The following is a 26,177-nucleotide window of genomic DNA, read 5'->3' as shown; positions in this document are numbered from 1 at the left end:
TGTCCCTTTCTTAGTAGACGACCGAGGCGGGCTTGGAATCGACGTCAGCTTGTTCGGTCTCGTCCGGGCCCTTCTGCGCGGTGCGAATGATGAGGCGGAACTCGACGAACGCGAGGGCCGCGTAGATGGCGGTGAATGCGATGAGCGAGATCAAGACCTCAAGACCCGAAACATCGGGGCTCACACCGTCGCGCGTGGTCATCAGGCCGAACACGATCCACGGCTGGCGACCCATTTCGGTGAAGATCCAGCCAACGATCGAGGCGAGGAGGCTGAGCGGGTACGACCAGATCGCGACCTTCCACATCCACTGAGCGACCGGCTTCTTGGCCTTCTTGCGGGTGACCCACAGACCAGCAATAGCGATGAGGCAGTGCACCATGCCGAGGGCGATCATCCAGCGGAATGCCCAGTAGGTGATCCACAGGGTCGGGGCGAAGTTATCGATGCCCATCGCAGCGTACGTCTGTGCGTATTCCGCGTTCAGGTCATTGATACCGTGCACGCAGCCATCAAACGTGTGGTTCGACAGGATCGACAACAGGTACGGAACGCGGATCGAGAACAGCTCCGTCTTGCCGTCTGGCGTGCCCAGAGTGAACAGCGAGAACGAAGCATCGGCGCCACATGCGGTGTTGAACGTAGCTTCGGCGGCCGCCATCTTCATGGGTTGCGTGGCGTACATCGCGAGGCTCAGCTGGTCACCGGTGATGACGACGCCGATGGTCGAGATGATCATGAACCACAGGCCGAAGCGCAGCGCGGTGCGCATCGAGTCGAGGTGCTGTGCGCGGGAGATGTGCCACGCGGCCACCGAAATGATGACACCGGCGGCGAACATGAAAGCGGCGAAGATGGTGTGCGGGAAGGCGGCGAGGGCGACCGGGTTGGTCATCAGAGCGCCGAAGTCGACGAGCTCGGCGCGACCCGTCTCAGCATTCAATTCGTAGCCGACCGGGTTCTGCATGAACGCGTTGGCTGCGATGATGAAGTACGCCGACAGGATGGAACCAATGGCGGTTGCCCAAATCGTGAGCAGGTGAATCTTGGCGGGCAACTTGTTCCACCCGAAGATCCACAGACCAATGAAGGTCGCTTCGAAGAAGAACGCGATGAGACCCTCAAAAGCCAGCGGAGCACCGAAGATATCGCCCACGAAGCGCGAGTAGTCTGACCAGTTCATACCGAACTGGAACTCCTGCACGATACCGGTGACAACACCCATCGCGAAGTTGATCAGGAAGATCTTTCCGAAGAATCGCGTCAGGTGTAGGTAGTGAATCTTTCCGGTTCGTACCCATGCCGTTTGGAAAATCGCAACGGCAAGCACCATTCCGATTGTGAGCGGCACGAAGAGGTAGTGGTAGACGGTCGTCAACCCGAATTGCCATCGGGCGAGAGCCAGTGGGTCGAGTAGATCCATGTTGGGGCCTCCGAGAACGCGCGACACGGGTCAGTCGCACATGCCTTCACGGTACGCTCAGCGCCGAAAAATGGTGTCTGGTGTGGCCGTGAATAAGAAGCTATGCTTCTGGGTTCGCTCGGCGGAGCTGGATCACGCAGTCCTGCGGGTTGCAGGTGGTGCGGAGTCCTTCCACGTTGAGGGGGCCGCCTGCCTGGGTGACGACCGATTGCAGGAGCGTCACATGCACGGCGCAGCGCATACTCGGTTCTTGCCCTGGGGTGCCCATATGCGCACACGGTGAAAGGTCAATCGTGAGGTCGTTGGGGTTAACAAGCGGGTCAAACCCGGAGTCGATGAGGTTCTCAACGAGAGCATCGATCTGGTGAAGCTCATCATGGTCGAGATCGCTGTCATCGGTTTCGGGCATGACGCGGCGCATCAAGTCGCCACGCTTGGCGGCTTCTCGAACCTTACGCTCGGCGATCGGGCTACTCGCCTCTGGTGTGCCCGTGGCCGCGCTGTACAGCGTGCGGGGGCGCCCGCGAGTTTCGCGTCGTTCCGTCTCAGAGACGACATAGCCGTCTTCGGTGAGTCGCTGCAGGTGTTCGCGCACCGTGTTTGCGTGCAATCCGGTCGACTCGACGAGCTCGTCGATCGTGCGCTGGGGTCGGGTCTGAAGCATATGAAGGATCTGAACGCGCGACTCGCTCGAAATCGCGCTGTATCCGGCAGCAGACGACACCATGCTTCTATTATCGGCATTTAAACGGTGTCGTGGGGCCGAACCGCATTATTCACGGTGTGTCTCACGTGCACGCGACGCAGGAAGATGAGAGAAGCATGGCGGCGAGCGCGGCGGAGACAATCGGGATTGTTGGCGCGGGTAAGCTCGGGCGCACCCTCGCGCGGCTCTCGCTTGCTGCTGGACTCTCGGTCGTGATTCATGGTTCCGGCCCCCTCGCGCGCACGGCGCGCGTTCTCGAGAGCTTTGACATTGCTGCCACGCCGGCGTCTCTCGACGAGGTGACTGCCGCTGACATCGTGGTGCTGGCGATTCCGCTCAGCGATGCCGAAGTTCTCGATGGTTCTCTCTTCGACAGAACCATCGTTGTTGACCCGATGAACCACTGGGATGAGGCAGATGGGCCGCGGCCCGACTTTGATGATCCGTCGACGCCGACGAGCATGCTCGTGCAACGGTGGTTTGATCGGGCGCGCGTCGTCAAGGCGTTCAACCACGTCGCGTACAAGGATCTGGCCGGTGGCGCGCGGGTTTCTGGTGACCCGCATCGGTGGGGCGTCGCCGTGGCGGCCAATGATGCGGACGCCGGAACCACGGTTGCGGCGTGGGTAGATGCGGTCGGGTTTGACCCTGTGATGGTCGGGTCGCTCGCGGCGACGTATGCGCTGCAACCCGGGCAGCCGCTTTTCGGGGCGACGCTGTCTGCTGCGGCGCTGGAAACCCTGCTTCGGTAGAGACTTCACCGGGCTTGAAAACCCTGCTGAGAACTTTTGGAATATCACCGCGTGGCTCGCAGGGTTGAACAGTGTTGCCTTAACCTCCGCTACCACTAATGACTACAGTCAGGGGTGAGCTTGCAGATGTTTATGGAGGCAGTCCATACTTGTTCAGTGATTCCACTTACGTGGCAAGCTACCCGAACAAGGACACAATGAAAACTTCTACACGAACTCGTCCTCCGCGATTACGCCGCACAAGCGCTGCAGCCCTATCAACTCTTGGACTGATCGCGGCATCGTCGCTTGTTTTCGCGGCACCAGCCCACGCGGCGATCTCGTGGTCGAACGGCGGAACGACCGCGACGGTGACCGGAACATCTCAAGAACGCGTCGCTTGGCCCAACGGGGCGACCCATGTGCAAGCCACGCTCTCTGGCGGCGATGGGTTCGCCGGTCAAGGAATGTGGGGTGGGAACGGCGGTGCCGCGGGGCTTGGTGGACAAGTCGAGGTTCTGATTCCTCGCGGTCCCGCGAATGTTCTTTACGCTTTTGGGGCGTCGAACGCTTCGACTATGAATCCCGGCACGGGCTGGTCGCCCGGCGGCCGTGGGAACAGCGGGCACAATACGCCCGGTACGATCGGCGGATGGGGTGGCGGTGGTGGTGGGTCTGCCTCGCTCAGCACATCGTACGGAACGCTCATCGCGGTGGCAGGCGGTGGCGGTGGCGGTGGCGGCGCAGGAAATGGCAGCGGCCGCAACGGAGGTGCTGGTGGAGCTGGCGGCCTGGCTGGGAGCGCCGCGTCGACTGGCGGTGCCCGCGGCGGAGCAGCCGGAGCAGGGGGAAGTAGCCCGCGCGAATATAACCAGGGCCCACATGCGATGGCCGCGGCGAATTCGCCAGCAAATGCCGGTGGCGGTGGCGGCGGTGGCGGTGGCGGCGGCTATTCGGCCGGAGGCCCGGGGCAGTCGTCAATCCTTGCCAGCAACCCTGCCGGTGGTGGAGCGGGAGGTGCACACTACGTCGCCGGTTCAGTGGACGGTCAGAGGGTTATTTCCAGCAGCCAGCGCCCGCAGCGGACGCAACCAGCGGGAACGATTGTGCTCAACTTCCTTTTCCAAGCCAGCGTCTCACACGGCGTGCCTGAACGTATCGTCGCGGATGTTCCGTTCTCAGCAACGACAACGGTATCCGTTCCGGGCGGAAGGTCGGCGACAGGAACGACAGAGCTCTTTATCGACGGTGTATCGCTCGGGACGGTGCCCTCGACTGGGGCGCAGTCGCTGTGGACGTTACCCGGTCTCGACGTCGGCGCACACACAATGCGATCGGTTTTCACGCCAGCCGATTCGACCGTACGGGCAGCGGAACACACAACCACTCTCATGGTCGTAGCGGCGCCGAAACAGACGACGACAACGCTTAGTGTGGTGCCGGCGATGCCTGCGGTGGGATTGCCAGCGACTTTCACCGCTGAGGTAGCTGACAGCGATGGAACGGCAGCGGAAGGCGCCGTTGTTTTCACATTCGGTACGAGCACGACTGCGCCTGTGGCGCTGGTTGATGGCATTGCTGTAACCAACTTCACGTTCGATGCTCCGGCCGGTGAAGAATCGGTTTCCGCAACATTCACGCCTCGTGACCCTAACGCCTTCGGCGCGAGCTCTATTTCGGATACCGTGACAACGGTACGCAGCCCCGTTTCCCTTGACATTGCGAATGCATCCGTCAAGGCTGGTCGGTCCGTCGTCGTTACCGCAGAGGTTCTGTCCGGCGAGGCGAACGACAACCGCGCGCTCACCGGCTCGGTAGATTTTTCTGTCTCAAATGGTTCCGGTGACGTTGTCTCCGTCGTTGATGGGCTCGCCCAGTTCGCAGTTACGACCACCTACCCGCAAATTCTGCAGGTTACCGGCGCGTACTCCGGCGATGAGCTGTTCGCGCCTGCCGAGGCCACAGCCGCGGTAGAGGTCACTGCGTGGAACGTCGATCTGGTTGCCGACGTGGACGCAACCCCCGGTGCGCCAGGCATTGTCGCCGTTGTCGCCACCGCGATCGATGATTCGGTTAGCACCCGAACGACCGGCACAACCCCCATCGTTGAAGGGCAGGTTCAATTAGTGGTTGATGGTGTCGCGGCCGACGATCCAATTTCCCTCGTCGACGGAGGAGCAGACCTGGTGATCCCGGCGCTTGCTCCGGGCGCTCACGTGCTCGCGGCTCGATACGTACCCGCGACCCCGTCGATCTTCCTGCAGGCACAGAGCCGAAACATTGATTACAACCTCGAAGATGATGCAACTGCCGACTCTTCGGGCGCTGCCGACCCTAGCGGTCAAACTGATTCGTCGGGCGCTGCGGATGCATCGGGTGACGCCGCCTCGTCGGGTGACGCTGACTCGTCGGGCGAAGCTGATTCGTCGGGTGACGCTGATTCGTCGGGCGAAGCTGATTCGTCGGGTGAAGCTGATTCGTCGGGGTCGGCTACCTCGTCGGGTGCCGCGGATTCGTCAGGTACGGCAGACTCGTCGGGTTCGGTTGATAGTTCGGGTTCTTCGGGTTCTTCGGGTGACGCTGGCTCGTCGGGTGAAGCTGATTCGTCGGGGTCGGCTGCCTCGTCGGGTACCGCGGACTCTTCGGGTACGGCGGACTCTTCGGGTACGGCAGATTCGTCGGGTTCGGTTGATAGTTCGGGTTCTTCGGGTTCTTCGGGTGACGCTGGCTCGTCGGGTGAAGCTGCCTCGTCGGGTACCGCGGGCTCGTCGGGTACGGCAGACTCGTCGGGTACCGCGGGCTCGTCGGGTACGGCAGATTCTTCGGGAACGGCTAATTCGGCTGGAACCGCAGACTCCGCGGGTTCGGTTGATTCGTCCGCTGCGGCTGACTCGGCTGGAACGGCTGACTCGGCTGGAACGGCTGATTCCGCTGGTACGGCTGATTCCTCGGGGACGGCTGATTCGACGGGCTCGTCCGGTACTGCTGACTCGTCAGGTACGGCCGACTCGTCAGGCACAGCAGCCTCCTCGGGATCGGAAGACCCGTCGGGTGCGGCTGATGCCTCAGGAGCTGCAGAAGCAGCGGGATCTGCGTCGTCAGAAGGCTCGGGTGCCTCTGGAGCTGCTTCAGGCGGCTCCGCGACAGCGGGGGACAACGGAATCAACGCCTCCGCTGGTTCCGCTGCGGGAGGAGGCAACGGAACCAGTGCAACTCATGGTTCCGCCCTCGCTCACACCGGTGCCGCTCCGGTGCCGATGCTCATCGGCGCGCTAGCGCTGATGCTGGTGATTGGCGGAGGGCTTCTGACTGCACGCCGCCGACACCGCGCATAGCAGCGGCCCTGCGATGAGGGTGGCCTGTCGAGTACCTCGCTCGGTGGGTCACCCCTTTTCTGTATCGGAGCTGTCAGCAGTCAAGTCCGACGACAAACTCACGAATATCCGCGGCTAGCAGATCCGGAACCTCGTAGGCCGAGAAATGTCCGCCCTCTGCCAGCCGCGACCAGTGAACGACGTCGGCCGCAGCGTCTGCCTCTGCGCGGGGAAGGAACAAGATGTCTTTTGGCAGAATGCCAAAACCCATGCGCGGTGGCTGCGATTTCTCTGGCATAGCGGGCAACTTGTCGCCGAAGTTTTCGCTATAGAACCGCATCGAGGTTCCGATGGTTTGCGTGAACCAAAAGAGCGAGGCCGTTGTACAAAGAAACTCGCGATCTGCATCGATGTCAGTCAGAGTCGCCGGATCGCGCCAGGCGCGACGACGTTCCCAAATCCATGCGGCCAAGCCCGCGGGGGAGTCGTTGAGCGCATACGCGAGTGTCTGCGGATCGCGGCGGTGCACCTCAAGATGGCTGGTCATGGTGGGTAAGGCTTCTGCGAGGCGCTCGGCCATCCATCGTTCATCGTCAGAGAACCGTCCCTCTGTGTCGAGGGGTGCGGTATGTCCAGGGACCGCCTGCAACGTCGTGTACGAAGCGAGAACTGAAGCGGGATGCATCAGGGCGAGTTCACCTGCAACCTTGCCACCCCAGTCGCCGCCAGCAGCAACGTACGTCTCATACCCGAGTAGCGTCGTCATCAGCGTATTGAAGAGGCGGGCTGTCTCTCGACATCCGATGCCCCGGTCAATGGGCGAAGAATAAGCGAAGCCTGGCAACGAGGGCACGACAACGTCGAACGCTATGTCGTCAGGGAGGCCGTAAGCGAGTGGATCGCTGAGAGGGCCGATCACGCCCTTCCAGTCCCAGAATGTCCAGGGCCATCCATGGCAGAGGATGATCGGTACAACTCGTTTCCCGAGCCCCTTGACGTGCTGAAAATGTATTGGAGTGTCGTCGATTGTCGCAAGAAACTGCGGTACAGCGTTCATGCGTGCTTCGACACTGCGCCAGTCGAAGTCCTCGCGCCAGTAACGCAGCATGTCTGCTAGCCAGCGTGCCTCCAGCCCATAGGTTCCGTCGTCGTTGTTGAAATCGTGGGGGAGACGCGTCGAATCTAGGCGATCTTTAAGTTCTGTGATCGCATGGTCGGACACGTCGATACGAAACGGATGAACCTGAAACATGTCGCTCCTCGTTGAGCTACCAAGCACCTGCTTGGTCAGCTTGGCAGGTAAGGCTGAATAAGTCAATGTGGAAAGAATCTCGGGTTGATGAGCTTTTGAAGCGGCAAAGCGCGTGCAACGATAGGCGCATGATTCGTTTCATTCTCAACATCATCTGGCTGGTGTTGTCCGGCTGGATTCTCTTCCTCGGCTATATGCTTGCCGGCGTTTTGTTGTCGATTACGATCATCGGCATCCCTTGGGGCATCGCGTCATTCCGCATCGCGTGGTTCGCGATTTGGCCGTTCGGGCGCACTGTCATCCCGAAAGAGAACGCCGGCGTCGCCTCGCTCCTCGGCAACGTGATTTGGCTCATCTTGGCGGGCTGGTGGCTCGCACTTGCGCACATTATTTCCGGCATCGCGCTCTGCCTGACGATTATTGGTATTCCGATGGCGATCGCCGACTTCAAGCTGATTCCGGTGTCATTGATGCCGCTTGGAGCACGCATCGTGTCGACGCGAAAGAGCCCGTTCGGCGACGCAGCGTAGCGCTGTTGGCCTTCACGCCCGCCACGGGCAGACAGGCGTAAGTCGGCCAGCCGAGGCGAGGGCTATTCGGCGCGCTCGGCGTCGGCTTCTAAGATGCTGAAACTGCGGACGAGGTCGTTGGCGACTTCGAAGACTCCCGATGACTCGCCGTTGAATGCCTCGCTCGACCAGCCGAACCTAACGCGCGTCGTTGCTCCGTGAGTGACGGCCGTGATGACGGTCATCTCCGCGTTCGCGCCGATGGCGTCGGTGCGGGCCCATTGCCGCAACCCATTCTCGCCGCTCAGCACTCGACCCCAGTCATTGATGGTTCCGTCTGTTGTGAACGCCGCAACAAACGCATCGGTGTCGCCATCGTTGATCGCATCGATCATGTGTTGCACAGCCGCGGGCATCTTCATTTCGCTCATGCCGTCTCCTCACCGTTGAACCTGGCCTTGGGCGTCGATCCTCCCACACAACCTCGTCGCGCGGGAGAGCGTTTTGCAGCCGGGCCTCGCGAAACGCGCAAAAAGTGGCGGCATCCGCGAAATATGCTGCAACGCATTGGGGTCTCGCGCGGCCTGGTTTCAGCACTGTGCCGTGGTTGCGAGCCCCGCCCCGATGTCCTGAGGGGAGGTAAATGTCGCGACAACGGGAAGAAACGCGCAGAACTTTCCTGCTGTCGCGGTGTTTTCCTGTTCTCACGACGAAGAGTGTGGCGCCAGGGGGGGGCGGAAAGGCATGGAGAGGTGCGGAACCAGGGGGTGCGGAACCACGAGCAGAGTCGTGGCAGGGCGCTGCCTGATAAATGAGTAACGCGCCACCCCTGCGGGGCGACGCGTTACTCATGTGGCGGAGAATGGGGGATTCGAACCCCCGAGGGCTTTAACACCCAACACGCTTTCCAAGCGTGCGCCATAGGCCACTAGGCGAATTCTCCTTGGCGTAAGCCTCGACTAGCCTACCCTGTCGCGGAGGGTGCGGCGAACCACATCGGCCGTGCCGCGCCAAAGTTGCGCACGACGTGACAAATTGCCAAGCAGGGTGCGTCTCCCTCACCCGCCCGGCTTCCCGCAAACAGCCCCGCAAATAACCCCACAAACAGCGCGAGCCGCCCCCGCCATCTAGCGCGTTGCGTCGGTGTCGGTCGGGTTGCGCAGACCTCGCCCGCGAGTACGAGCTCCGGCCATCGTCGCGCCGAACACACCGACGAGTTGATCATCTCTGCGCGATGCAGCACGGTCGCCGCGAGAGGCGATGTTGAGCAACGGTATCGAGACCAGAGACCGGGGGAACAGGACAGCGATGATGCGCCGGGCGGTATCGGTTTGCGAACGCAGCCCGGCGCGGACCTCGCCCACCGCGGTAGCCATAGCGGCACCGTTGTCGGCATCCCATGTGTGTCCGGAACCATACGATGCGCGCTCGATCGCGGTCACCAGGGCCGTTATCGCACTGCTCGGCGCCCCGCGCGACACCAACTGCACACCGGTCTCTCGAGCAGAGATCATGGCCGATGGTGCGATTCCGTAGTCGGCTGCGGTTGCGACCACTTCGCGCCAGGCAGCAACGGCAGAGCCCTCACGGATCGCGCTGGTTCGTGACGATCGCACCACGGCGCGCGCCGCCGCCGGAATCAACAGCACCAGAGCAATGACGACGATGACTACCAGCAACGGCACCCAGGGGAACGGCGCGGCTTTTGTGCCCGATGACGCTTCGCTTGTCGGGGCGACTGACGGAGCCACCGTCTCATCGGGCACGGTCGGCGCTTCGGTAGGTGCGACAGTCGCGCCCACCTCTGTGCCACCGGCGTCCGCCGGCTGGCTGGCGGCAAACGACGTTGGCGTACCCAGCGACGGCGTCGGCTCAAACGGCACCCATCCGATGCCCTCAAAGTAAACTTCCGGCCACGCGTGTAGCTGGCTCGAGGTCACCTTGAAGATGCGCTGGTTATCGTCGTCGACATCGTCGGTTGACTCGCCTGGCAAGAACCCAACCACGATGCGCGCCGGCATGTCGAGTGAGCGCGCCATGAGGGTGAAAGCTGCCGCGAAGTGTGCACAGTATCCGGCACGCACTTCCAGAAAACGATCGATCGCCTCCATGCTGTCGCCGTCGAATCCATCTTCAACGGGCGCGTCGAGTGAATACTCAAACTCCGATGAACGGAACCAGGTTTGCAGCGCGACAAGTCGGTCGTAGTCGTTCGTGGCTTCAGCGGTCACGCTCGTGGCGAGCTCGCTGACGACGGCGGGCGTCTCCGCAGGAAGGATAGCGAGGTCCGGATAGCGCGCGGCGCCGGTTTGCGCAGCACGAATCTGCTCAGCAGACGGACGAACTTCTCGACTCAGCACGGTGTAGGTCTGGTTGCCTGCGGTGGTCTCTTCGTCGGCGGCACGCGCTGTGCGCGTATCTCCTCCCGCTTGCCACTCACCCGTCAATCCAGAAACTTTGACGGCGGGGTAGGGCAGCGGCAGCCAGTCCAGCGCAAGATTCTTCACGATGATCGCTGAGGTGTATTCCGTCACACGCATATCTGGCGCCACGTCGACAGTGGGCGTCGAGGCGAGGGTGCCGAGCGATCCGGCTGCGGTGTCTGGGCTCGCGATCCATGTCTTGCCGTTGAAGGTATTGAGCGTCGAAATACGCAGATAGGCGGGGGTAGTGCGGTCGCTTGAGATGGTGAGCACATCGGTTTCGCGCGGTTGCCGGAGATCATCTCCCAGGCTCAGCGACGGGGAGATGCTCATAGCCGGCCCGAAGCCGGGGATGATCTGCGAACGCGGCCCCTCGATCAGCGGGGCAACAGCGCCGCCGACAACGAGTGCCGCCACCAACATGACAGCAGCTGACGTTGCGGGGCCGCCGCGCTCAGCCTGAGGCGAAAGGCGACGCTCGGCCAGCGCCGTGACGCGTCGCGTTGCCAAAAACATCAGCACCACGATCGGGATAAGCGCGTTCAGATTAACGGGCCCCGGCACGATGAGTGGCGGAATAAGGCTCACAATCAGAACGGCAACGCCGCCCAAGATCGGCAACCGTGCGCTGACGACGAGCACGTCGAGCACGATTGCTAAGAGCCCTGCGGCCGCTACCAGGGCGAAGGTGAGTGCTTCAGACGCCACCATCGGCGCAATACCGAACACGATGTCATTCACCGCGCGCGGCATGAGCCACTGCAACAACTCAACGGTGCGATCCGTCGGAACCACGCCGAAGAGAGCGGTCGCCTGCGCGAAGAACAGCGTCAGCACGCCGATCAACAGCACCATTTGCACGAGCGGAACCACGGCGAGCGGTACGTGAAGACGCCTGAGCAGGTAGCCAGCGCCGAACACAATCACAATGACGACGATCGACGTGACGATCCATGGGCCCACGATGATCGGGCCGAGCAGAGAAAAGATTCCTGCGGTGAGGAGCGCCGCGGCGAGGCCACTGAGCAGCAAATCGGGTGCCGACCGTCTTGCACGGCGAACGGGCGACGCGCCTAGCCCCGATACCGCACCCATGGCAACGCCCTGCGCACTATCCCACGGCGACGCACCCGGCGCAATCCGTGGTTCCGCCTCACGAATCGACACGCGACGCCCCCTGTTCGAGCGCCGTGAGCCACGCCGTCAGCACCGCATCGTCGCGCCTGTCGATAGCGGCGGCCGCAACCGTGCTGGTGCGCCAACCCGCGTGATGACATTCGTCGAGCGCGTGTGGGTCAGAGTCAGCAGCGAACAGCACGGCAAATGTCGACGCGTGGGCGAGAGGCGCAATCGCAGCTGCCTCGTGCGGGCTCACACCACGGGTCAGCAACACCACCGGCCCTGCCCCGCCTTCAGGGGCGAGCGTGCGCAGTTGATCCCAACGGTCACTTCCACGCGTAGTCAGCGTCGCGAACGCGCTGAGCATGCCAGGGATATCGACGTCATCGGCGAGCGGGTCGCAGAGCTCAATGCCGTCCTGGTCGCAGATGTAGACCAGGTACCCCTCGTACATGAGGCGCGCGGCAACAGAAACGCACAGCGACAGCGTGGTCTCAAAGGCGGGATCTTTCGCGTCGGATTGTCCGGCCTGTGGCTGCCACCGCATGATAGCGCGATCCAAAATGACGATCGCACGAGGCGTTGATTCCTTCTCCTCTTGTCGCACCATGAGCTGGTCGCGATGTGCGGTCGCACGCCAGTGAATTCGGCGCATCGAATCACCGGGAGCATACGGCCGAGCGATCAGGTTGTCGGCTCCCTCACCCAGGTGCGACGTGCTGGAGTGCAGTGATCCGCCAGACTCGCCTGCGGAGACGGGCAGTGCGGCAAGCGGAACCAGGGCGGGGGCGATGGTGATGGCCGTCGCGTCGCCGAGCGATGTGTGGCGGCGAAGCAAGCCAAACGGATCGGCGATGGTCACGCGGAGCGGGCCGACCCGGTGCACGCCGCGTCGCACGCCGGTTACGGGATAGCGCACTGTGAGAGTCTGCACCCCACGGTTCAGCGTTGATCCGATGGAAGGGAGGGTCGCCGTGGCGTCTCCGCGTAAGGCGTCTGGCAAGGTGTCTGTGCATTGCCCGACAGGTGTCGGCATCAGCGCTTGCGCGCGAAACTGCACTTCGATCGTTGACTCATGTCCCACCGACAGAAGTTCTGTCGACACACTCCGACTCAGCTCGCCCGCCTTGCGACCGATCACCTGCCATGCAGCTGCGGCCGCGATCGCCGCGAGGAGGATGCACCCGATGTAGGCCAGATCCGGCAGCGCGATGAGGGTGGCACCCCACACAGCGATCGCACCAATGATGAGCACACACCATCCGCGAAACGTCAGGGCCAGCCGCGTTTGCATGCTCAGCCCCGTGTGGCGATGGGAACAGGTGTTGACCGGGCGACGGAGGCCAGGATGTCGGCGACGGCATCGGTCGTCGACCGCGATCGCGATCCAGACACCGCGCGCGTCGGAATCAACCGGTGAGCCAGAACCGGCTCGAGCAGATCGGTGATGTCATCCGGAATGACAAAAGCGCGATCGTTCAACGCCGCCCACACTTTTGCCGCTCGCACCAGCTGCAGGGTTGCGCGCGGGCTTGCGCCCAGACGCACTTCCGGGTGAGTGCGTGTGGCCTGAATGAGTTGCACTGCGTACGACTCAATAACGGGGGAGACGTGAATGTTGCGCGCGAACCAAATCAGGCGGCGCACGGTGGCGGCGTCGACGACGGCCTTCACGCCTTCGAGCGGGTTACGCACATCTCGTTGACGAAGCATCGCCATTTCTGCAGCGGCGTCGGGATACCCCATCGACAGGCGCATCATGAAACGGTCGCGCTGAGCTTCCGGAAGCGCGTACGTGCCTTCCATCTCGAGCGGGTTCTGCGTCGCAACGACAAGAAAAGGTGCAGGCAATTGGTGCGTCTCACCATCGACAGTGACCTGGTGTTCTTCCATGGCTTCAAGCAATGCCGACTGCGTCTTGGGGGAGGCGCGGTTAATCTCATCGGCGATCACGATGTTGGCGAACACCGCACCAGGCTTGAACTCAAACTCACGGGTAACCGGGTTGAACACCGACACGCCCGTGACGTCGCCTGGCAACAGGTCGGGGGTGAACTGGATGCGACGCACGACGGCATCCATCGATGAAGCCAAAGCCCTCGCGAGCATCGTCTTGCCGACCCCCGGAACGTCTTCGATGAGCAGATGACCCTCGGCCAGCAGACACACCAATGCGGCGCTGAGCGCGCCAGGCTTGCCATCAATGACGGTTCCCACAGAATCGGTGATCGCCGTCGTAAGCGCGCGGAACTCGTCAGGGGTCATCAGTTCGCGAGCTTCAGAATCTTGCATCAGGCCACCCATCACGGTCAACGTCATTGTTGGCTCGATGCTAGCGCGAACCGGCAAAGCGGGGGAGCGGACAACAGCACTGTCAGAAGCCTGTAAGATAGAACCAGCTCTCCGCGCGGCGGTATCCAGGCCAACTCCCCCAGGACGGAAACGTAGCAAGGGTAACCAGGCTCTGCCGGGTGCGCGGAGGGTCTTAATCTTTTCTCGCGGCGACTCTTCGGAGAACCCTGGGCGCTTCGGCGCCCTTCTTTTTTAGGCAGGGTCGCCACTGGCGCAAGCGTAGGGTTAGAGCGTGGCTCAGAGCATTTACATCTCATCGGCCGAAGGACACTCCGGAAAATCAACGATCGCTCTCGGCGTTCTTCGAACGCTGGCCCGATCTGCTCCCCGCGTCGGCGTATTTCGCGCGATTGCCCGTTCCACATCTGAGCCGGACTATGTGCTCGAGATGCTGCTCGCCCACGACGGCGCTGACCTCAGCTACGACGAGTGCATCGGAACCACCTACGACGACGTGCGCGCAGATCCGGACACGGCGCTCGCCACGATCGTCGCGCGGTTCAAAGCCGTCGAAGCGCAGTGCGATGCCGTCGTCATTCTCGGTAGCGACTACACGGATGTGTCGAGCCCCGCAGAGCTCAGCTTCAATGCGCGCATTGCCGCCAACCTCGGTGCCCCCGTGCTGCTTGTGCTCGGCGGGCGCGACCAACAGGCTCAGGCGGAACGACTCGGAACCACGACGGCACGAAGCGCGCTGCAGGTTGCGCAGGCAGCCGACCTCGCGGTGACCGAACTCGCTTCTGACCGCGCCGACCTCCTCGGCGTCGTCGTGAACCGTGCCGACCCCGATGCGCTTGCTGAGATTACCGGTGCCGTGGGGCAAGCCATTGAAGCTGACCTCGGCCGCACCGTTCCGGTCTGGGCGATCCCAGAAGACCGCACACTTGTCGCACCCTCGGTGCGTGACATCATTCGCGCGGTTGACGGCACTCTCATTCGCGGAGATCACGAACTCCTGACTCGTGAGGTGCTCAGCGTCGTGGTGGCAGGCATGTCGATGGTGAACGTGTTGCCGCGACTCACTCCTGATGCTGCTGTCGTTATTGCCGCCGACCGCACTGACGTCTTGCTGGCGACGCTGCTCGCACATGAGTCGGGCACATTCCCGACAATGAGCGCCGTCATCCTGAACGGCCCGTTCGAGTTGCCAGGTGAAGTGACCCGTCTGCTCGAGGGACTTTCGTCGCCGCTTCCCATCATCACCACCGACCTCGGTACGTTCGACACCGCGGTGCGTGTCATGAACGCGCGCGGCCGGATGGAGCTTGACGCACAGCGCCGCTACGACACCGCGCTCGCTCTGTTTAGCGCGCACGTCGACGAAGAAGCGCTCGCGGCAGCCGTCGGCCTCGCTAAGCCCGTCGTCGTCACGCCGCTCATGTTTGAATACGCGCTCGTCGAGCGTGCCCGCGCCAACCGCAAGCGCATCGTGCTGCCCGAGGGCAACGACGACCGCATTCTGCGGGCTGCGTCGACGGTACTTGCCCGCAATATGGCCGACCTCACGATCCTCGGCGATGTGGATGCCATCACCGCCAGGGCAACGGAGCTCGGTGTTTCGCTCGAAGGTGCTCACATCGTGAGCCCGTTCGACCCGGAGTACGTCGCTAAGTTCGCCGCCGAGTACGCCGCCCTTCGCGCGCACAAGGGCGTGACCCTTGAGCAAGCGGCTGACACGGTCACCGATGTTTCGTACTTCGGAACCATGATGGTGCACCTGGGGCTCGCTGACGGCATGGTGTCTGGCGCGGCACACACCACGGCGCACACGATTCGCCCGGCATTCGAAATCATCAAGACCAAGCCGCGAACCTCGGTTGTCTCGAGCGTGTTCTTGATGGCGCTTGCCGACCGTGTTCTGGTGTACGGCGACTGTGCGGTCATTCCCGACCCCACGAGCGACCAGCTCGCCGACATTGCGATATCGTCCGCGGCCACCGCAAGCCAATTCGGCATCAGCCCCCGCGTCGCCATGCTGTCCTACTCAACCGGAGACTCTGGTTCCGGAGCAGACGTCGATAAGGTCCGCGAGGCCACCGTTTTGGTACGCGAACGGGCGCCAGAACTACTCGTCGAAGGGCCGATCCAGTACGACGCCGCCACGGATGCTGCCGTCGCGGCGAAGAAAATGCCCGGCTCACCCGTCGCGGGGCAGGCCACGGTCTTTGTGTTCCCCGATCTCAACACCGGCAACAACACGTACAAGGCCGTGCAGCGTTCGGCAGGGGCTCTCGCCATCGGCCCGGTGCTGCAGGGATTGAACAAGCCCATCAACGACCTGTCGCGTGGCGCGCTCGTCGCCGACATCGTCAACACCGTCGCCATTACGGCAATTCAGGCCCAGGGTTAAGGACAAAACGTGAGCACCGTACTCGTCGTCAACAGCGGATCCAGCTCGTTTAAGTACCAGCTGCTCGACATGAACACCGAGCGGGTTTTGGCCGCCGGTCTGGTGGAGCGGATTGGTGAGGGCCTCGGAACCACGACCCACACGAAGTACTATTCGCTGGAAAAGGGGGAGGCAGCTCCCACGATCGACAAGCAGACGATCGAGCGGCAGCAGCCTATCCCTAACCACACGGCCGGATTCCAGGCGATGCTTGACGCATTCGCCATTGATGGCCCGTCGCTGACGGATTACCCTCCGGTCGCCGTCGGCCACCGCGTTGTGCACGGTGGAGCACGATTCTTTGAGCCCACCGTGATTACACCGCTTGTCGAGATCAATATCGACGATCTTTCGATGCTTGCGCCCCTGCACAACCCGGGCGCGCTGGCTGGTATCGTCGCGGCACGCAAAGCCTTTGGAACGGTTCCGCACGTCGCCGTCTTCGACACGGCGTTTCATCAGACCCTCGCACCGTCGGCGTACACGTATGCGATCGACGCGGAGATTGCGCGGCTACACCGTATTCGTAAGTACGGATTCCACGGAACCAGTCACAAGTATGTGTCGCAGGCTGCGGCAGATTTTCTCGGTCGCGACAATGCAGACCTCAAGCAGATCGTCATGCACTTGGGCAACGGCGCATCGATGTGCGCGGTGAACGGTGGTCGTTCGGTGGACACCTCGATGGGCTTCACACCGCTGGAAGGCCTCGTCATGGGCACCCGCTCGGGCGACATCGACCCTGCTGTGCTGTTTCAACTGCACCGCCGCCACGAGATGTCTATTGACGACCTCGACCACCTGCTGAACAAGAAGAGCGGCCTGCTCGGCATGACGGGTAAGGCCGACATGCGTGATGTGCTTGCCGGTCGCGCCGCTGGCGAAGAAGTGGCCACACTCGCGTTTGACGTCTACGTGCACCGCCTCCGTTCCTACGTCGGGTCCTACCTTGCGCAGCTTGGCGGCGTGGATGTGATTTCGTTCACGGCAGGCGTCGGTGAGAACGCCGCCCCGGTACGCGCCGAAGCCCTTGCAAACATGGAATGGGCTGGCATCAACATCGACGAGAAGCGCAATAACGAAAGTGCTCCGGGAATCCACGTGATTTCCACAGACGATTCCCCTGTGGCTGTTCTCGTGGTTCCGACCAATGAAGAACTAGAGATTGCACGCCAGACGCTGCAAGCTACTGCCTGAGTGACCTGGAACGTTCCACACCGTTACGCTGAATCGTTCCATATCGATTCGGAGGTGTCGTGTCTACGTTGCCCGATCTCACATCATTTGATGCCTTTTTGTTCGACCTTGATGGGGTGCTGACACCAACCGCCGAGGTTCATATGCGCGCGTGGCAGGCGATGTTTGACGAGCTTTTTGCTGCGTGGGACATTGCGGGTCCGTACACCGACGACGACTACTACCGATATGTCGACGGCAAGAAGCGCTATGACGGCGTTGCATCGCTGTTGCGTTCCCGCGACGTCGAGGTTCCATGGGGTCACCCGAGCGATCCGCTGACCGCCGACACCGTCTGCGGCATTGGCAACCGCAAGAACGAAGTTTTCACCCGCGTCTTGAACGAGGAAGGCATCCAGCCGTACCCCGGGTCTCTTGCCCTGCTTGATGAGCTTGCCAGGTACCCGTTGGGCGTGGTGTCTAGTTCGAAGAATGCGCGTGACGTGCTCGCCGCAGCGGGCATCGCGAACCGATTCGTCACCATCGTCGATGGGCTCGTCGCGGAAAATGACCATTTGGCTTCCAAACCCGCTGCCGACATGTTCGCGCGCGGTGCCCATGACCTGGGTATTTCGCCCGATCGGATCGCCGCGTTTGAAGATGCCCACAGTGGCGTGGCTTCGGCCGCAGCCGCGGGGATCGCGCTGGTCGTCGGGGTTGATCGCGGCGCCGGTGCCGATGCGCTTCTCAGCCATGGCGCGACGCTCGTCGTCAATGATCTCGCAGAATTTGTTCCGCTGTCGACAAGGACTCACACCGCATGATGATGGATCGCGACCGCTTTCCGGTCGACCCGTGGCGTCTCGTAGAAACCCGATACTCGGCGAGTGACGAAGGCGTCACCGAGACGATGTTTGCCATCGGCAACGGCTACCTCGGTATGCGCGGAAACCACCCCGAGGGGCGGCACGCGCACGAACACGGAACTTTTATCAACGGGTTCCATGAGACATTCGCGATTCGGCATGCCGAGCAAGCATATGGCTTTGCGGAGGTCGGGCAAACGATTGTCAACGCTCCCGACGGCAAGATCATGCGCGTGTATGTCGACGACGAACCGCTCACGCTCGATGTCGCCGAAATGCGTGAGTATGAGCGATCGCTCGACATGCGTGAGGGGGTGTTGCACCGGCACATTCTGTGGCGCACGCCCTCGGGTAAGAATGTCGTGATCGATATGGATCGCCTGGTGTCGTTTGATGAACGCCACCTTGCCCTCGAGCAGATCAGTGTGACCGTGCTTGATGCTGACGCCTCTGTGGTCATCAGTAGCCAGCTCGTGAATCGTCAGGATGGCGGCGATGTTTATGGTGCGGCAAAGCCAGCAGGACACGGCAGTGCCGATTTCGACCCGCGCAAAGCGGAGCGTTTCGTTGAGCGCATTTTGGTGCCGCAAGAACACCACCGCACGGGCTCGCAAATCTCTCTTTCTTACCGCGTAGCGCGCTCGGGAATGACGCTTGCCGTCGTGGCTGACCATGTTGTCGAGACCGACAACGCCGTGGAGGCCGCCGACGGCTTCGCAGATGGTGACACCGCGAAGGTGGTTTTCCACGTCGAGGCCAAGGCGGGGGTTCCGACGACCGTCACAAAGTTTCTCGCCTACCACACGTCGCGTTCGGTGCCCACGCGGGAGCTCATTGATCGTGCACGCCGCACGATTCGACGCGCGATGGATCAGGGCGCCGACGCGGTGTTCCGCGCACAGGCCGTCTGGATGAACGCGTTCTGGGAGCGCTCTGACGTGCAGATTCCCGGTCAGGATGCGCTGCAACAGGCAGTGAGGTGGAACCTGCTGCAGCTTGCGCAGGCAGCCGCGCGCGCCGATTCCATGGGCATCGCGGCCAAGGGCGTCAGCGGTAGCGGATATTCCGGGCACTACTTCTGGGATACCGAGATTTATGTGCTGCCGTTCATGGCGTACACGTCGCCGATGTGGGCGCGCAACGCACTGCGCATGCGCTCACTCATGTTGCCCTCTGCGCGCAAGCGGGCGCGGCAACTCAACGAAGCGGGCGCGCTGTTCCCGTGGCGCACGATCAACGGCGAGGAAGCCTCTGCCTACTACGCCGCCGGCACCGCGCAGTACCACATCAACGCCGACGTGACCTATGCGCTCGCGAAGTATGTGCGCGCCTCGGGAGACACGGACTTCCTCTTCAACGAGGGCATCGACATCGCGGTAGAGACGGCCCGTCTGTGGGCCACGCTGGGATTCTGGCGGTCGATGAATGGCGAAGATTCCTTCCACATTCATGGTGTGACCGGGCCCGATGAGTACACCACGGTGGTGAACGACAACCTGTTCACGAACATCATGGCGCGCTTCAATCTGCGATATGCCGCGGAGAGTGTGCGGGAGCTGGCGTCTGCTGACCCTGCGGCATACGACCGGATGGCCGACCGCTTGAAGCTTGACCCGACCGAAGCCGATGCCTGGGACGTCGCAGCCGACGCCCTGTCGATTCCTTACAGTGACGCGCTGGGTATTCATCCGCAAGATTCCGCCTTCCTCGAAAAGGAAGTGTGGGATCTGGAGAACACTCCGGCAGACAAGCGACCCCTGCTCCTGCACTTCCACCCGCTGGTGATCTACCGGTTCCAAGTGCTCAAGCAAGCCGACGTGGTTCTGGGGCTTTTTCTCCAGGGCGACCAGTTCACGCCGGAGCAGAAGCGCGCCGATTTCGACTACTACGATCCGCTGACGACCGGGGACTCCACGCTGTCGGCCGTCGTGCAGTCGATTCTGGCCGCCGAGGTTGGCTACCGCGATCTCGCGATGCACTACTTCACCGATGCGCTGTTTGTTGACCTTGCTGATTTGCACCACAATGCAGCGGACGGAGTTCACGTCGCCTCGGCTGGCGGTGTATGGACGGCCCTCGTCAGTGGGTTCGGCGGCATGCGAGACCATCGTGGCGCCTTGACGTTTGACCCGCGCCTGCCGATCACCTGGCCGGAGCTTCGGTTCCCGCTGCGCTGGGGGCAGAGCCAGCTCGACATCGCCATCACTGCCGACACCCTGACCGCCACGGTTCGCGAGGGGGAGGACGTCATCTTCCACGTGCGGGGAGAGCGGTACGTGGCTCCCGCTGGTGGTCGTGTCGTGGTTCCGCTCGCCGACCAGGGACCGAGCCTGTCCGGTCGGCCGTCTGTGCGCGAACTCGAAGACCAGCGATTGGAAGACGGATCACTGATTTCGGTGTCTGTTCCGACATCGACGACGCCAATTACGCTGCTGGACGCCATTAATGATGAGGGGCACCACCACACGCCTACCCAACCGTACACAGGGTGATTTCGATGCCGGAGAGGCCGATGTCGGCGGTACACCGTAGGCTGGTTTGGTGACCACCGCTCTATACCGCCGATACCGTCCCGAGACGTTTGCGGAGATGATCGGTCAATCTCAAGTGACCGACCCCCTGATGACCGCCCTGCGGGCTGATCGGGTTGGCCATGCCTACCTGTTTTCCGGTCCGCGCGGTTGCGGCAAGACGACCTCGGCGCGCATTCTTGCGCGCTGCCTGAACTGCGCAGAAGGGCCGACAGACACGCCATGTGGCGTGTGCGACAGCTGTGTTGAGCTGGCGCGTGGTGGTAGCGGCTCGCTCGACGTGGTCGAAATTGACGCGGCGAGCCACAACGGTGTAGACGATGCGCGTGACCTGCGTGAGCGTGCGGTATTCGCTCCGGCACGTGATCGTTTCAAGATCTTCATTCTTGATGAGGCGCACATGGTGACGCAGCAGGGCTTCAATGCGCTGCTCAAGCTCGTCGAAGAGCCGCCACCGCACGTGAAGTTCATTTTCGCGACCACCGAGCCGGAGAAGGTGCTCGGCACGATCCGGTCGCGCACCCACCACTACCCGTTCCGCCTGGTTCCGCCTGCCGCGATGCTCGCATACGTTGAAGAGCTATCCGCACAGGAGGGTGTCACCGTTCAGCCTGGTGTCCTGCCTCTTGTGGTGCGTGCAGGCGGCGGCTCACCGCGTGACACGCTTTCGCTCCTCGACCAGCTCATTGCCGGTTCAGAGAACAGCACGGTCGAGTATGAGCGTGCGGTTGCGCTGCTTGGCTACACGCACACTGCGCTTCTCGACGACGTCGTCAATGCGTTCTCGACAGGTGATGCGTCGATGGCTTTTTCCGCCGTTGACCGAGTCATCCAGACCGGCCAAGACCCGCGACGCTTCGTCGATGACCTGCTCGAGCGGCTGCGCGATCTGATCATCATTTCGGCCACGGGTGCCGAGGCGAGTGCGGTGCTGCGCGGTGTCGCTGAAGACGAGCTGGCGCGCATGACCCAGCAGGCGATGGCATACGGAACCATCCGGCTGTCGCAGACTGCAGACGTGGTGAGCAAGGCGCTCGACGACATGTCTGGTGCAACGTCGCCACGACTGCACCTGGAACTTCTCGTGGCACGCGTGCTGTCGGCCGATGCCCGCCACCGCGGCGCGGCAGGTCAACCCGCTGTTGCCACCGCAACGCCGGCGGCAACACCTGCCGCGCAGGTCGCGCCGGCGGCGCCGGTTGTTGCGCCGGTCGCTGCCGCGCCGGTCGCCACCGTTTCCGAGCCGGTTGCTGCCGCGCCCGTTTCCGAGCCGGTTGCTGCCGCGCCCGTTTCCGAGCCGGTTGCTGCCGCGCCCGCGCCCGTTGCCGAGCCGGAGCCAGTCTCGGAGGCCGAGGTAGCTGAGGTTTCGTCTGCGCCGGAGCAGGCGAGCGAACCGGAGCTGGCGGACGAGCCGGTGCCTGCACCGGGTGAGGATGAGCCTGCGCCCACGTTGGAGCAAACCCAATCCGAGCCTGCACCCTCCGAGCCCGAGACGATCGCCCAGCCTGAGCCCCACAACCTGCCCGAGCCAGAGCCCGTGCCGGAACCGGCGCCTGAGCCCGCGACTGCGCCTGAGCCCGCGACTGCGCCTGATGCGGTGCCTGCGGCAATGCCACGGCCGGAGCCTGTCTCCGCATCGATCCCCGCGGGCCCGGTCACCCAGGCCACGATCGAGGCCGCGTGGCCGCAGATTCTCGACAAACTACAGGCGAAGAGCCGTCATGCCTGGGTCATCGTCATGAACGCACGCATCATGCGCTTCGCTGACGACGTGCTGACACTGGCTTTTGCTAACCACCCCGATCTCATCAAGTTCAAGGAGCTCAAGGCGGGTGCCGGGGTGAGCGAAGATCTGCGACAAGTCATTGTTGATGTGCTCGGAGTGCGGGTGAAATACATCGCCAAGCACGAGAGCGCGTTCGCGCCTCAACACCCGCCGCGCGAATCACCATCGGAGCCTTCTCCATCGGCTGACGGCTGGCACGACGAACCTCCGCACGACCCCGAGTCGTTGCCGCCCGATGACGGCTGGCAGCGGCAGCAGGCGCCGCTTGCGCCCGCGCCCGCACCCGTGCATGCAGCTCCTGTCACGGAGTGGGCCGTCGTTGCAATCCCGGGCGGAGCATCAGCGCCGCTGCCCGTTGACGATGAGCCGGAAGAAGCGCTCGCCCGACCGGTTGCCCCACCCCATGACGGTGAGCCATCGCCGATGGAACCGGACGATCCGGATGGCGATGACGATGATGAGGCCATTCAGCAGCGCGGGCCCGCACCGACCGTACGTTCCCGTCCGTTAATGACGGGTGGCGCGCAGCGCTACGGAGAAGCCGTGGTGCGTCAGGTTCTCGGCGCAACGTTCGTTCGCGAAGACACATATAACCCACCGACGAGGTTTAACTGATGTACGACGGCATTGTTCAAGAACTGATTGATGAGTTTGGGCGCCTTCCAGGAGTCGGTCCGAAGTCGGCACAGCGCATCACGTTCCACATTCTGCAGACGCCGTCGTTTGACGTCTCTCGTCTGGCAGAACTTCTCGCTGAGGTGCGCCACCGAGTGCGTTTCTGTGACATTTGCGGCAACGTCTCCGAGCAGGATCGCTGCACCATCTGTCGCGATGCTCGACGCAATCAGAGCATTATCTGTGTCGTGGAAGATGCGAAGGATGTCGCCGCGATTGAACGTACCCGTGAGTTTCGTGGTCTCTACCATGTGCTCGGTGGGGCGATCAGCCCGATCGCAAACCGTGGTCCTGATGACCTGCGCATCACGGACTTGATGGGGCGCCTCGCCGACGGAGTCGTACAAGAAGTCATCCTCGCAACGAATCCCAACCTTGAGGGTGAAGCGACGGCAACGTACCTCAGCCGACTCCTCACATCGATGAATATTCAGGTCACACGCCTTGCTTCGGGTCTGCCCGTTGGCGGCGACCTCGAATACGCGGATGAGGTGACTCTCGGCCGCGCATTCGAGGGCCGCCGGTCAGCGATCTGACGTGTCCCAGTCGTTCACCAAGCGTGGGTGGCTGCTCTTCTTCGCGATGGCCGCGATCTGGGGTATTCCCTACCTCCTGATCAAGATCTCGGTCGAGTCATACTCCCCGGGTGCCATTGTCGCGGGGCGCACGCTTATCGGCGCCGCGATCCTATTGCCGTTCGCTATCCGCAGCGGTGCGCTGCGTGCGGCGCTGAAACATTGGCGATGGGTGCTCGCGTTCGGACTCGTCGAAATGGCAGGACCATTCTTCCTCCTCGGCCACGCCGAACAGAGCCTGCCATCGGGGCTGACCGGTCTTTTGGTCGCGACGGTGCCGCTGTGGGCGACAATTATCGCGCTTGTTGGCGGTGATCGCGGAGCGCTGCGGCCGACGCGAGTCGTCGGGCTCGCCCTCGGATTTCTCGGTGTCGCCGTCATCGTGTTGGTACCTGGGCTTGGCGTGGCTGGCGGCGGTTGGCTGGTGGCCGCTGGCGAGGTGCTGCTCGTCGCGGTCCTGTATGCGATCGCGCCGTTTATCGTCGCGCGCAAGCTCAACGACGTACCGTCGCTTGGCTCGATCACCCTGTCGCTGCTCATGATCGGTGTCGGCTACCTGCCCGTTGCCTTCCTCACTCAGCACGAGGTTCCCACGCTTGACGCGACGATCTCTCTCGTCTTACTCGGCGTGATCTGCACCGCGCTCGCATTCATTCTCTTCTTCGCGCTGATCAAAGAAGTGGGGCCGGTCAACGCGCCGCTTTTCACCTACATCAATCCGATCGTGGCGCTGGTCGCTGGCGTGATCATTCTGCACGAGCATCTCGGCGCGGAACTTCTCGTTGGCGCGCCGATTGTCTTGCTTGGGTGCTGGCTGGCGGCAATGGGCGGCAAGAAACGGGAAGCTGTGCTGCCGGAACCAGATCCGACGCGGGCAGAATGATTCCGCTCTGCGGGAGTAACCCCTTTCGCGAGGCGTCACATGGCAATTCGTGCATGCGCTCAGTCGTAAACTGGTGAGAACTGAGCGTAGTGCTCACCAAACCCAGGAGTGACATAGTGGCGTTGATCGTGCAGAAGTACGGCGGCTCATCCGTTGCGGATGCCGAGAGCATCAAGCGGGTCGCTAAGCGCATTGTTGACACCCGTCGCGCCGGTCACGATGTCGTCGTCGCGGTCAGTGCGATGGGCGACACGACTGATGAACTGCTTGATCTCGCACACCAGGTCGCACCGATTCCTGCCCCGCGCGAGCTCGACATGCTGCTCTCGAGCGGAGAGCGCATTTCGATGGCGCTGCTGGCCATGACGATCCATTCCATGGGTTTCGAAGCGCGTTCGTTCACCGGTAGCCAAGCCGGCATGATCACCGACTCGCACCATGGTTCCGCTCGCATCGTCGACGTCACCCCTGTGCGCGTGCGCGAGGCACTAGATGAGGGTGCCATCGTCATCGTTGCGGGTTTCCAGGGCTTCAACCGCGACACTCGCGACATCACGACGCTCGGCCGCGGCGGCTCAGACACCACGGCCGTCGCTCTTGCTGCGGCGCTCAACGCCGACGTTTGCGAAATTTACAGCGATGTTGACGGTATCTTCACCGCTGACCCGCGTGTGGTTCCGAACGCCCGCAAACTCTCCACCATCACGAGTGAAGAGATGCTTGAGCTTGCCGCCAACGGTGCCAAGGTCCTCTACATTCGTGCCGTCGAATTTGCGCGTCGGCACGGCGTTCTCATTCACGCTCGCTCGACGTTCTCGTCGAACGAGGGCACATACGTTCTTGGGGAGGGGCAGAAGCCACCCCACTACATCGAGGGAGCTGACATGGAAGAGCCCATCGTCGCCGGAGTCGCCACCGATCTCGGCCAAGCCAAGATCACGGTCACCGGTGTGCCTGATGTTCCGGGTAAGGCCGCGGAGATCTTCAAGATTGTTGCAAAGTCGGGCGCCAACGTCGACATGATCGTGCAGAACGTGTCGGCTGCGGCCACCAACCGCACCGACATTTCGTTTACCGTTCCGAAGTCGGACGCGAGCGTTGCACTGCGGGCGCTTGCCGCCGACCAGGCCGAGGTCGGTTTTGAAAGCCTCGTGCACGACGACCAGATCGGCAAGCTTTCGGTTGTCGGTGCTGGCATGCGGGTGCACTCCGGAGTCTCAGCGACCCTGTTTGAAGCGCTCAGCACCGCGGGCGTGAACATCGAGATGATCTCCACGTCGGAAATCCGCATTTCGGTCGTGCTTCGCGCCGACGACGTTGTTTCTGCCGCGAAGGCGGTGCACAGCGCATACGGACTCGACGCCGAGACCGAAGCCATCGTGCACGCAGGCACCGGCCGCTAAGACGAAACAATACGAATGCCCCGCTCCTGGTGAGCGGGGCATTCGTCGTTTTGTCGGCGACCGG

The 26,177-nt window shown here is 62.5% G+C and carries 18 protein-coding genes, 1 tRNA gene and 1 other RNA gene; 12 read left to right on the top strand and 8 right to left on the bottom strand.

The genetic code is table 11. From position 1 onward, the window contains the following. Positions 1-10: 10 nt before the first annotated feature. Both KTJ77_RS09775 and KTJ77_RS09770 read right to left on the bottom strand, forming a co-directional pair. Positions 11-1,423 carry a cytochrome ubiquinol oxidase subunit I gene (locus KTJ77_RS09775; protein WP_217338194.1) on the bottom strand — a complete coding sequence of 471 codons (1,413 nt, stop codon included), beginning with the start codon at positions 1,421-1,423 and terminating at the stop codon, positions 11-13. Positions 1,424-1,523: 100 nt separating this feature from the next. After that, the gene (locus KTJ77_RS09770; protein WP_217338193.1) at positions 1,524-2,150 is read right to left on the bottom strand and encodes an ArsR family transcriptional regulator; all 627 of its coding nucleotides are present in this window, start codon (positions 2,148-2,150) and stop codon (positions 1,524-1,526) included. A gap of 29 nt (positions 2,151-2,179) precedes the next feature. Between KTJ77_RS09770 and KTJ77_RS09765 the strand changes: the two genes are divergently transcribed. Beyond that, complete coding sequence (locus KTJ77_RS09765; protein WP_367948885.1) at positions 2,180-2,881, top strand: NADPH-dependent F420 reductase; 702 nt, start codon at positions 2,180-2,182, stop codon at positions 2,879-2,881. A 557-nt stretch (positions 2,882-3,438) separates the two neighbouring features. Next, positions 3,439-6,195, top strand: coding sequence for a hypothetical protein (locus KTJ77_RS09760; RefSeq protein ID WP_217338191.1), 2,757 nt, complete (start codon positions 3,439-3,441; stop codon positions 6,193-6,195). A 73-nt stretch (positions 6,196-6,268) separates the two neighbouring features. Here the strand turns inward: KTJ77_RS09760 and KTJ77_RS09755 are convergent, their stop codons facing one another. Further along, positions 6,269-7,426: an epoxide hydrolase family protein gene (locus KTJ77_RS09755; protein ID WP_217338190.1), complete on the bottom strand. Its 1,158-nt coding sequence runs from the start codon at positions 7,424-7,426 to the stop codon at positions 6,269-6,271. Between the two features lie 131 nt (positions 7,427-7,557). Between KTJ77_RS09755 and KTJ77_RS09750 the strand changes: the two genes are divergently transcribed. Then, positions 7,558-7,956 carry a YccF domain-containing protein gene (locus KTJ77_RS09750; RefSeq protein ID WP_217338435.1) on the top strand — a complete coding sequence of 133 codons (399 nt, stop codon included), beginning with the start codon at positions 7,558-7,560 and terminating at the stop codon, positions 7,954-7,956. A gap of 62 nt (positions 7,957-8,018) precedes the next feature. Here KTJ77_RS09750 and KTJ77_RS09745 read toward each other — a convergent pair whose 3' ends face one another. The 5 genes from KTJ77_RS09745 to KTJ77_RS09725 all read right to left on the bottom strand — a co-directional run bounded on the left by KTJ77_RS09745 (position 8,019) and on the right by KTJ77_RS09725 (position 13,742). Further along, positions 8,019-8,366, bottom strand: a complete 348-nt coding sequence (locus KTJ77_RS09745) for a nuclear transport factor 2 family protein (protein WP_217338189.1) — start codon at positions 8,364-8,366, stop codon at positions 8,019-8,021. A 422-nt stretch (positions 8,367-8,788) separates the two neighbouring features. After that, positions 8,789-8,878: transfer RNA gene (locus KTJ77_RS09740), tRNA-Ser, on the bottom strand. 184 nt (positions 8,879-9,062) lie between these two features. Next, on the bottom strand, positions 9,063-11,525 hold the full coding sequence (locus KTJ77_RS09735) for a DUF3488 and transglutaminase-like domain-containing protein (RefSeq protein WP_217338188.1): 2,463 nt from the start codon (positions 11,523-11,525) through the stop codon (positions 9,063-9,065). Further along, positions 11,512-12,771, bottom strand: coding sequence for a DUF58 domain-containing protein (locus tag KTJ77_RS09730; protein ID WP_217338187.1), 1,260 nt, complete (start codon positions 12,769-12,771; stop codon positions 11,512-11,514). Before KTJ77_RS09730 ends, KTJ77_RS09735 begins: the two co-directional genes overlap by 14 nt. Before the next feature lie 2 nt (positions 12,772-12,773). Then, on the bottom strand, positions 12,774-13,742 hold the full coding sequence (locus tag KTJ77_RS09725; RefSeq protein ID WP_217338434.1) for a MoxR family ATPase: 969 nt from the start codon (positions 13,740-13,742) through the stop codon (positions 12,774-12,776). 129 nt (positions 13,743-13,871) lie between these two features. Here KTJ77_RS09725 and ffs point away from each other — a divergent pair. From ffs to KTJ77_RS09680, 9 genes are all read left to right on the top strand, one after another. Continuing rightward, positions 13,872-13,968: signal recognition particle sRNA small type (ffs, locus tag KTJ77_RS09720), an RNA gene on the top strand. Between the two features lie 93 nt (positions 13,969-14,061). Then, positions 14,062-16,179, top strand: coding sequence for a phosphate acetyltransferase (pta, locus tag KTJ77_RS09715; RefSeq protein WP_217338186.1), 2,118 nt, complete (start codon positions 14,062-14,064; stop codon positions 16,177-16,179). A gap of 9 nt (positions 16,180-16,188) precedes the next feature. Continuing rightward, on the top strand, positions 16,189-17,415 hold the full coding sequence (locus KTJ77_RS09710) for an acetate kinase (RefSeq protein ID WP_217338185.1): 1,227 nt from the start codon (positions 16,189-16,191) through the stop codon (positions 17,413-17,415). Positions 17,416-17,474: 59 nt separating this feature from the next. Further along, positions 17,475-18,218, top strand: a complete 744-nt coding sequence (locus KTJ77_RS09705) for an HAD-IA family hydrolase (protein ID WP_217338184.1) — start codon at positions 17,475-17,477, stop codon at positions 18,216-18,218. Then, on the top strand, positions 18,218-20,752 hold the full coding sequence (locus tag KTJ77_RS09700) for a glycoside hydrolase family 65 protein (protein WP_217338433.1): 2,535 nt from the start codon (positions 18,218-18,220) through the stop codon (positions 20,750-20,752). Before KTJ77_RS09705 ends, KTJ77_RS09700 begins: the two co-directional genes overlap by 1 nt. Before the next feature lie 49 nt (positions 20,753-20,801). Next, the gene (locus KTJ77_RS09695) at positions 20,802-23,192 is read left to right on the top strand and encodes a DNA polymerase III subunit gamma and tau (protein ID WP_217338183.1); all 2,391 of its coding nucleotides are present in this window, start codon (positions 20,802-20,804) and stop codon (positions 23,190-23,192) included. Then, the gene (gene recR / locus KTJ77_RS09690; RefSeq protein ID WP_217338182.1) at positions 23,192-23,788 is read left to right on the top strand and encodes a recombination mediator RecR; all 597 of its coding nucleotides are present in this window, start codon (positions 23,192-23,194) and stop codon (positions 23,786-23,788) included. The genes KTJ77_RS09695 and recR overlap by 1 nt, the downstream gene beginning before the upstream one ends. Before the next feature lies 1 nt (position 23,789). Further along, positions 23,790-24,710 carry a DMT family transporter gene (locus tag KTJ77_RS09685; protein WP_367948884.1) on the top strand — a complete coding sequence of 307 codons (921 nt, stop codon included), beginning with the start codon at positions 23,790-23,792 and terminating at the stop codon, positions 24,708-24,710. 116 nt (positions 24,711-24,826) lie between these two features. Beyond that, on the top strand, positions 24,827-26,113 hold the full coding sequence (locus KTJ77_RS09680; protein WP_217338181.1) for an aspartate kinase: 1,287 nt from the start codon (positions 24,827-24,829) through the stop codon (positions 26,111-26,113). Positions 26,114-26,177 lie beyond the last annotated feature (64 nt).

Source organism: Microbacterium sp. NC79 (assembly GCF_019061125.1).
Taxonomy (GTDB): domain Bacteria; phylum Actinomycetota; class Actinomycetes; order Actinomycetales; family Microbacteriaceae; genus Microbacterium.
This window is presented reverse-complemented; position numbering and strand designations above follow the sequence as displayed.